This is a genomic window from Arachidicoccus sp. (assembly GCF_050436765.1).
In the GTDB taxonomy this organism is placed as follows: domain Bacteria; phylum Bacteroidota; class Bacteroidia; order Chitinophagales; family Chitinophagaceae; genus Arachidicoccus.
This window is the reverse complement of record NZ_JBNQGD010000006.1, coordinates 1-2,738: the sequence shown is the minus strand read 5'-3', so window position 1 is coordinate 2,738 and position 2,738 is coordinate 1. Positions and strand designations below refer to the sequence as shown.

Genomic DNA, 2,738 nt, shown 5'->3' with positions numbered 1-2,738 from the left:
TTCGGTATTAAAGATGTCACTGACATTTAATTTTAAGGAGGCTTGCTTATGCCAAAATGATTTTTGTACGCCAGCCGACACACTGTATTGAGGATTTGCGACCCAAACGGAATGTGTAGTCCTGGAATTGTAATATCCGCTTAATTCAATTTTAAAATCTTCTGGTAATGTAAAGGTGTTATCACTGTTAAATCCGAAAGAAATCATTCCCTGGCTAAACATACCATTGCTTATCTCTCCCTTTATTGTCTTGCGAAATACATTAGCATAGTTGTTACTCATCCACCAATGCGTAACTTGTATAGGAACAGTAATCCCCAAATTGATATTATTTATGGAATTCAAGTTGACGGATGTTTCATAGGCGGTACGCGTGGTGTCATTTTGTTTTATTATACCCGTAATCACATTATTGGTATGGCTATAATTTAGTGTAACGATATATCCTTTGTATGAATTAGAGATCTCAAAAGAATTGGTAAACTGAGGTTGTAAAAAAGGATTCCCTTGGCTGTATGTATAATCGTCAATATAATAAGTAAAGGGATTAAGCTCGCTATAGTCTGGGCGGTCTATTCTACGGCTATAAGACAAATTTAGTGAGTTGTTTTTCCCGATATTTTTTTTCAAAAAAACGCTTGGAAAGAGTTGTAAATTATTCCGATTTACGACCGAGTCTATGGTTATTTGATTCGCTTTTGAAATCGTTTGTTCTGCTCGTAGACCAGCTTGCAAGGACCATCCGTGAATAAAATCCTTATTAAAATTTACATATGCCGCGTTGATATTTTCTTTGTAAATGAAATGATTGGTTGCACCTGCATCATTTTGCCAATTGCCATTTGAAAGGTTTTGATAGGCAACATTATTGTCGCTGGTAACAATACTGCTTTTAATGCCGGCGTCCAGCTTTGCTGTTTTGCCAAATGGCAAAGTGTAATCGATCTTGCCAGATTTTATAATAATTGTGGAAGGAAGTTGTCCTTTACGATATAGTGTTGGTCTCATTGAATCGCCTGTAGCATTCTGATAGCCCGTACTGAAATTTTGAAAGGTATTGCTGGTGTAGGTGGAGTAATCAAAATTTGCCGTTAGTTCCTGACCGCTGGTATCCATTTGCAATTTATAATTTACGTTATAGCCGACAGATTGCCAATGGTCTTTTGAACCCGTTTCGGGAACTGCCGCTGAATCGAGTTGATAATGTTCGTTAAGAAATTTTATAGGACCGCTACTTTGATCATTACCATTACTATAGGAACCATTTGCCATAGTTCCATTGGTGTTTTTTGTATTGATGGAATAATGTAGCCCAGTTCGGAAAGATTGGTAGGTGTTCTTTGACAGCCTGGGAGAATGTTGTTCCATAATTAGATTGGGACTGTTGTTATTGTCATAGAATTTTCTAACTAAATTAAAATCATGACCATTCGTTCCTTTGTAAAGATTATAACTTCCGTAGGCGTTAAATTTCCCTTTTTTATAATTGAGGTTGATGCCTTCACTGTTTCTACTATGTACGCCTAAGGAATAACCCATCTGTATATTCCCGTTAAAGCCTTCGTTAGCGTTCTTTTTTAATTTTATATTGATGATGCCAGCTGTCCCGGCGGCATCATATTTTGCGGATGGATTGGTGATAATTTCAATCTGCGAAAGCTGACTGGCATCCATAGATTTTAGCATCTCCGTTAGCTGCTCTTGCGAAAGATAGGTTAGTTTTCCATTAATCATTATAGTAACACCCGACTTACCACGTAAAGAAATATTACCATCATTATCGACCATTACACCGGGCACTTTTTGCAAAATCTCCAGTACGTTGTTACCGGCGCTTACAACACTCCCTTCAATATTTACGACCAGTTTGTCCACTTTTTGTTCTAAAAAAGGCTTACTGGCACTTACATTCACATCTTTCAAAGCAGTAGAATTGCTCTTTAAAATCAATAAAGGCAATGTTATAGCGGAATTGTTTTTATCTATTTCGAATGACCTGCTATACACTTTTTGATGGCCAACGACAGTTGCAGAAACTAACAGTTTCCCTGAAGGAATATGCGACAACTGGTAAATACCTTCACTATCTGTCATTGCTGCTTTGAGAAATGAAGAATCTTTTGCATTTAATAAATACACACCCGCAAAATTGAGGGGTTCTTTATTTTCATCAACCACTTTACCGGAGATACTAGTTATTTCACTAGTTTGAGCTTTAACTATGGCGTTTGTGGATAGGATAAGTGCCATTAATAACGTTAAATACTTTTTCATGAATATAATTTATAATACTAAATAATACATACTACATTGCAAATGTATATTACTATGTAATGCATAGTACTAGAAAATATATAAACGGTCTTATGTGGTGATGACCGGTCTTTATAAACTTATTAAACGCAAAGAGACCGTCTAGATTTAGACGGTCTCTTTATAACGAGGTTTTAAAAACTCAATTACCTGTTTGAACCTATTTTAGATAAGAGCCTTAAAATTTCCATATATAACCAAACCATAGTAATAAGTAATCCAAAGGCGCCATACCATTCCATGTACTTAGGCGCACCCATTTGCGCACCTTTCTCAATCATATCAAAATCTAAGATTAGATTTAATGCGGCAATGGCGACGATAAAAATGGAAATACCGATACTTAAAGGGCTACCGCTGTTTACAAAAGGCAAGTTTACGTGAAAGAAACCCAATACTATTGTGACAACATAAAACAACATAAT

Annotated in this window: 2 protein-coding genes; both read right to left on the bottom strand. The window is 36.1% G+C overall.

Features of this window, described 5'->3' with window-relative positions:
- The coding region (locus tag ACQR30_RS00295; protein WP_429729620.1) for a TonB-dependent receptor domain-containing protein at positions 1 to 2,274 on the bottom strand (2,274 nt) is incomplete at its 3' end.
- Between the two features lie 185 nt (positions 2,275 to 2,459).
- Positions 2,460 to 2,738, bottom strand: a 279-nt coding sequence (locus tag ACQR30_RS00290; protein ID WP_429729617.1) for a Bax inhibitor-1/YccA family membrane protein, incomplete at its 5' end; no start/stop codon positions are given.